This is a genomic window from Actinomycetes bacterium, assembly GCA_036510875.1.
Lineage (GTDB): Bacteria > Actinomycetota > Actinomycetes > Prado026 > Prado026 > DATCDE01.
The window spans coordinates 1-5,885 of the sequence record DATCDE010000275.1 but is presented as its reverse complement, the minus strand read 5'-3'; the positions used below and the strand labels follow the sequence as shown (position 1 = coordinate 5,885).

Below are 5,885 nucleotides of genomic sequence, written 5' to 3'. Positions count from 1 at the left end.
TGGGCGTTCCTGATCAACCTGCCGATCGGGGCGCTCGTCGTCTACGGCCTGCTGCGCTTCGTGCCCGAGACGAAGGACCCGGGCGCGCGCCGCGGCGTCGACCTGCCCGGCACGGTCACCTCGGTCGTGGGCCTCGGTGCGCTGGTGTTCGCGCTCATCGAGGGCCAGCGCTACGGGTGGTGGCAGCCGACGGCCACCTTCGAGGCCGCCGGGCAGCGCTGGCCGTTCACGTCGGTCGCGCCGACCGGCGTGGCGTTCGTCGTCGCTGCCGTGTCGCTCGTGGCGTTCTGGCTGATCGAGCGCCGGCGGGCACAGCGCGGGGCGCTCGTGCTGCTCGACCTGCGGCTGTTCACCATCCGCAGCTTCCGGTACGGCAACCTGGCGGCGCTGATCGTCTCGCTGGGCGAGTTCGGCCTGCTGTTCGCGCTGCCGCTGTTCCTGCAGAGCGTGCTGGGCTACTCGGCGCTGCAGACCGGCGTGGTGCTGCTCGCGCTGGCCACCGGGACGTTCCTGGCCAGCCCGTTCGCAGCCCAGATCGCCAACTCCCGCGGCGGGCGGACCGTCGTCCGGCTCGGGCTGGCGCTCGAGGTGGTCGGCATCCTGGGCATCGGCGCCTTCGTCGGGGTGGGCATCAGCGCCTGGCGGCTGGTCCCGTGGCTGTTCATCTACGGGGCCGGCGTCGGCCTGGCCACGGCCCAGCTCACCGGCGTGATCCTCGCGGACATCGCCGTCGAGGAGTCCGGCCAGGGCTCAGCGGTGCAGAGCACCTCCCGCCAGGTCGGCGCCGCCTTGGGCACGGCCATCCTGGGCGCGGTGCTGTTCACCTCGCTCGGGTCGGGTGTGGCCGACCGCCTGCAGCAGGCCGGCCTGCCCGCGGCGCAGGCTCAGCAGATCGCCACTGCGGTCAAGGAGCGGCCGTCCGAGGTGCTGCCGGCGCTGGCCGCCCGGCCGGACGGGTCGGTGGTCGTCGGCGCGGCGTCCGAGGCGTTCGTCAGGGCCGCCCGCGACGTCGCCTGGGCCGGCGCTGCCTTCGTGCTGCTAGGCCTGATCGCCACCCTGCTGCTGCCCCGCGACAGCGGGGCCGGGCAGCGGCCGCAGGACGAGTCAGGTCTGGTGGCGGCCGGCACCGCGCCAGCGTCGGGGGCCCCGCCGCTCGACGGGCCGGCCCGCGAGGTCACCGGCCAGCCGGACGACGGCAGCCCGGGCCGCTGACCGAGGGGCCGCCTCGGCAAGCACCCGGCCGGCCGCCAGCGCGGCGTCGAGCGCGTCCCGGTCGTCGGGCACGAGCACGACGTCCCCGATGCCGCCGTAGCGCTGCAACGCTGCGTCAGCTGCCCGCCCGGGTCCGGGCCGACCGGGCCCTTGCGCACCTTGGTGAGCACCACGGCTCGGGCCAGCGGTCCGGGCGCGTGAGGCCGGTGAGCACCAGCAGCCGCGGCCGCACGGTGCGGGCGTACCGGGGGCCGCGCGGCGACGTCGAGGCCGGTGCCGCGGCCGTCGCGGCCGCGTCGCCGGCCTGGTACGCCGCCAACCGGGCCACCATCGGGGCGGACCCCAGCCTGATCCGGCCCGGACAGGTGCTCACCGCGCCGGCCGGCCTAGCCGCACAGGGGGGATCGCGGTGACCGCGCACCGGGACACCGCCGTGCGGCTGCTCCCGGTCCCCGCGAGCGACCCGCCCTACAACGACGGCGAACCCCTCCCCCCGGCCGGGGCCCGCCGGGGCGACGTCCAGGGGACGCTCGCGCTGGCCTTCCTGCTGCCCGGCGACGTCCCCGCCGTGCCCGAGCCGCCCGCGCGGCTGCGGCTCGTGGTGAGCGCTGGGCTCGGCCCGTCCAGGGGTCCGGGCCGTGCGACTGTGCGAACCGGCGGACGGCGTGGCCGAGGTGTGCGCGGTGATCGCCGGTCCGGACCGGTGCCGGGCCCTCGCGCTACGGCTCGAGGGCGCCGACGGCCGGTGGCCGTGTACCGCGCTTCAGGTCGGCTGAGCCGAGGACCAGGGCGTCACTGGCGCTTGCGCTGGGCGCGCGCGGCCCGCCGCCGCTCGGCCCGGCTCGCGTCCGGCCCCAAGTCCTCGGGAGAGACCTGGTCGCCGTCCGCGCCCCGGTGCACCACGCCGCCCTCGCCGTCCACGGTGGGCGCGGAGAACTCCAGGTGGGTCGGCCGGGACGCCTCCAGGCCCTTGGCCACCAGCGCGGGCGCGCTGGCCGCCGTGGCCGCCGCGGAGTCCACGGTGAGCATGGGGCCCGCCTCCGCAGGCTGCTCGACCTGAACCTCCAGGTTGAACAGGTACCCGACCGACTCCTCCTTGATCGCCTCCATCATGGCGGCGAACAGGTCGTAGCCCTCGCGCTGGTACTCCACCAGCGGGTCACGCTGCGCCATCGCGCGCAGCCCGATGCCCTCCTGCAGGTAGTCCATCTCGTAGAGGTGCTCGCGCCACTTGCGGTCCAGCACGGACAGCACGACGCGGCGCTCCAGCTCGCGCATGGCCTCGGAGCCGATCTGCTCCTCCCGCGCCGCATAGGCGCCGTGGGCGTCGTCCCGCAGCCGCTCGACGAGGAATTCGGGGGTGAGCCCGTCCCGGCCGCCCCCGGACTCGTCCTCCAGCGCCTCCACCGTCAGGCCCACCGGGTACAGGGTGCCCAGTGCGGACCACAGCTGGTCGAGGTCCCACTGCTCCGGGTAGCCCTCGCGGGTGGCGGCTTGCACGTAGGCCGCGGCGGTGTCGTCGATCATGTGCTCGATCTGGTCGTGCATGTCCTCGCCCTCGAGGACCCGGCGCCGCTCCTCGTAGATCACGACCCGCTGCCGGTTCATGACCTCGTCGTACTTGAGCACGTTCTTGCGGATCTCGAAGTTCTGCGCCTCGACCTGGGCCTGCGCCGACCTGATGGCGTTGCTCACCATCTTGGCCTCGATCGGGACGTCGTCGGGGATGTTGAACCGGGTGAGGAAGGCGTCGACGACATTCCCCTTGAACAGCCGCATCAGGTCGTCCTCGAGGGACAGGTAGAACCGGGACTCCCCCGGGTCGCCCTGCCGGCCGGAGCGGCCGCGCAGTTGGTTGTCGATCCGGCGCGACTCGTGCCGCTCGGTGCCCAGCACGTACAGCCCGCCGAGGCCGACCACCTCGACGTGCTCGGCCTCGACCGCCTTCTTGGCCTTCTCCAGGGCGGCCGGCCAGGCCGCCTCATAGTCCTCGGGGGTCTCCACCGGCGAGAGCCCGCGCTGGGCGAGCTCAGACGCCGCCATGAACTCGGGGTTGCCGCCGAGCATGATGTCGGTGCCGCGGCCGGCCATGTTCGTCGCGACCGTGACCGCGCCCTTGCGGCCGGCCTGCGCGACGATCTGCGCCTCCCGCTCGTGGTGCTTGGCGTTGAGCACCTCGTGCGGGACGCCGCGGCGGCGCAGCAGTGCCGACAGGTGCTCGGATTTCTCCACGCTCACGGTGCCGACGAGGACCGGCTGGCCCTTCTCGTGCCGTGCGACCAGGTCGTCGACGACGGCGTTGAACTTCGCGTCCTCGGTGCGGTACACGAGGTCGGCCTCGTCGGCGCGGACCATGGGGCGGTTCGTGGGGATCGGCACCACGCCGAGGGTGTAGATCTGGTTGAACTCGGCGGCCTCGGTGAGTGCCGTACCGGTCATGCCGCCGAGCTTGTCGTAGAGCCGGAAGAAGTTCTGCAGGGTGATCGTGGCGAGGGTCTGGTTCTCCTGCTTGATCTCCACACCCTCCTTGGCCTCGATGGCCTGGTGCATGCCCTCGTTGTAGCGGCGCCCGGCGAGGATCCGGCCGGTGTGCTCGTCGACGATGAGGACCTCGCCGTTCATGACGACGTAGTCCTTGTCCCGCTTGAACAGCTCCTTGGCCTTGATCGCGTTGTTCAGGTAGCCGACCAGCGGAGTATTCACCGACTCGTAGAGGTTGTCGATGCCCAGGTAGTCCTCGACCCGCTCGACGCCGGCCTCGAGGATGCCCACGGTGCGCTTCTTCTCGTCGACCTCGTAGTCGACGTCGGCCCGCAGTCGTAGCACCAGCTTGGCGAAGTCCTGGTACCACTTCTGCGGCTGGTCGGCCGGGCCGCTGATGATGAGCGGCGTCCTGGCCTCGTCGATGAGGATCGAGTCGACCTCGTCGACGATGGCGAAGTTGTGGCCGCGCTGGACCAGCTCGTCCTGCGTCCAGGCCATATTGTCGCGCAGGTAGTCGAAGCCGAACTCGTTGTTCGTCCCGTACGTGATGTCGCAGGCGTACGCCTCGCGGCGCTCGGCCGGGGTCATGGACGAGAGGATCACGCCGACCGACAGGCCCAGGAACCGGTGCACCCGGCCCATCCACTCGGAGTCGCGCTCGGCCAGGTAGTCGTTGACCGTGACCACGTGGACACCTTTGCCGGCCAGCGCGTTGAGGTAGGCCGGCAGCGTCGAGACCAGGGTCTTGCCCTCGCCGGTCTTCATCTCGGCGATGTTGCCCAGGTGCAGCGCCACGCCTCCCATGAGCTGGACGTCGTAGTGCCGCTGCCCCAGGGTCCGCGTGGCCGCCTCGCGGACCACCGCGAAGGCCTCGGGCAGGATGTCGTCGAGGGTCTCACCCTCGGCCAGTCGAGTCCGGAACTTGTCGGTCTCCTCCCGCAGCTCCGCGTCGGTCATGCCGACGAAGGCCTCTTCGACGGCGTTGACCTGGGCCGAGATCCGGACCAGCTTCTTCAGTATCTTGCCTTCGCCGGCACGCAGGATCTTGTCGAGGATGGCGGGCACGCGGCTTCTCCAAGGTGGGAGCGGGCGACCGGAACCGGACGCACGACTGACAGCGGGGTTTCACCCCGCTTCCGCCCCATCGTAATCAGTTGGTGACCTGAGCGCGTCGCCGTGGAGGATGGCGCCATGGAACCGTCCGTGTCGGCCACCGCCGTCGTCCACGGCGACGGCCTCGTGCTGACCCCCTGGACCGACGCCGACATCCCGGCGGTGCTGGCCCTGGCGGCCGACCCGGTGACCCTGCGCTGGGCGCACTCGCTGCGCCGGGTCACCGCCGAGGACGACGCCCGCGCCTGGCTGGCCGGGCGGGTCACCCCGGAGCGTATCGACTGGGCGGTGCGGGACGCTGGGACCGGGCGCTTCCTCGGCCGGGTCGGGCTGCACAGCCTCGAGCCCTCGCTGGGGTTCGGTGAGATCGGCTACGGGACGACGCCGTCCGCCCGCGGGCACGGGGTGGCCACCCGGGCCGTCGCGGCGGCGACGCGGCACGGCTTCGAGGTGATAGGGCTGCGCCGGATCGCGCTGCGGCACGCGGTGGGCAACACCGCGTCCTGCCACGTAGCGATGGCCTGCGGGTTCGCCCTCGAGGGCGTCGAGCGGGCGGCTCACGACGATGGCGAGGGCCGGTTCGACGACGCCCACCTGCACGCCCGGCTGCTCGACGACGCGCCGGGCCCGATCGCCACGCCCGCCCCGCGGCACCCGGTCGAGCTGGTGGCGGGGCCCTACCGGCTCCGGCCGTGGGCCGAGTCGGACGCCCCGGCCGTGCTGGCTGCGGCAGGGGACCCGGAGATCGTCCGGTGGGACCCGTCCGCGTCGGACACGACGGACCTGGACGGCGCCCTGGCCTGGTGCGCCAGCCGGGCCGACTGGGACGGCAGCCATGCCTCGTGGGCCGTGTGCCACCCCGGCGGCGGGGTGGTGGGCTCGGTGTCGCTGCACGAGCTCGACGCCCACAGCTCCAGCGGACAGGTCGGCTACTGGGTTGCCCCGCAGGCCCGAGGCCGGGGGGCGGCCAGCACGGCCGTCCGGGCCGCTGCCGGCTACGCGTTCGAGGTCCTCGGCTTGCAGCGGGTCGAGCTGTTCCACGCGGAGGACAACCCGGCGTCCTGCCGGGTGGCGAC

General features: G+C 73.1%; 5 protein-coding genes. 4 read left to right on the top strand and 1 reads right to left on the bottom strand.

Annotation, left to right across the window (positions count from 1 at the left end; translation table 11 throughout):
* From VIM19_16225 to VIM19_16215, 3 genes are all read left to right on the top strand, one after another.
* On the top strand, positions 1–1,212 hold a 1,212-nt coding region (locus VIM19_16225; protein HEY5186402.1), incomplete at its 5' end, for an MFS transporter.
* 206 nt (positions 1,213–1,418) lie between these two features.
* On the top strand, positions 1,419–1,625 hold the full coding sequence (locus tag VIM19_16220; GenBank protein ID HEY5186401.1) for a hypothetical protein: 207 nt from the start codon (positions 1,419–1,421) through the stop codon (positions 1,623–1,625).
* 195 nt (positions 1,626–1,820) lie between these two features.
* Entirely contained in the window at positions 1,821–1,988 is a 168-nt protein-coding gene (locus VIM19_16215; protein ID HEY5186400.1) for an Rv3235 family protein, read from the top strand.
* Between the two features lie 16 nt (positions 1,989–2,004).
* Here VIM19_16215 and secA read toward each other — a convergent pair whose 3' ends face one another.
* Positions 2,005–4,761 (bottom strand): preprotein translocase subunit SecA, encoded by a 2,757-nt coding sequence (secA, locus tag VIM19_16210; protein HEY5186399.1) that lies wholly within the window; start codon positions 4,759–4,761, stop codon positions 2,005–2,007.
* A 126-nt stretch (positions 4,762–4,887) separates the two neighbouring features.
* On the opposite strand from secA, the gene VIM19_16205 reads away from it, so the two are divergent.
* A partial coding sequence (locus VIM19_16205) for a GNAT family N-acetyltransferase (protein HEY5186398.1) occupies positions 4,888–5,885 on the top strand: 998 nt, incomplete at its 3' end.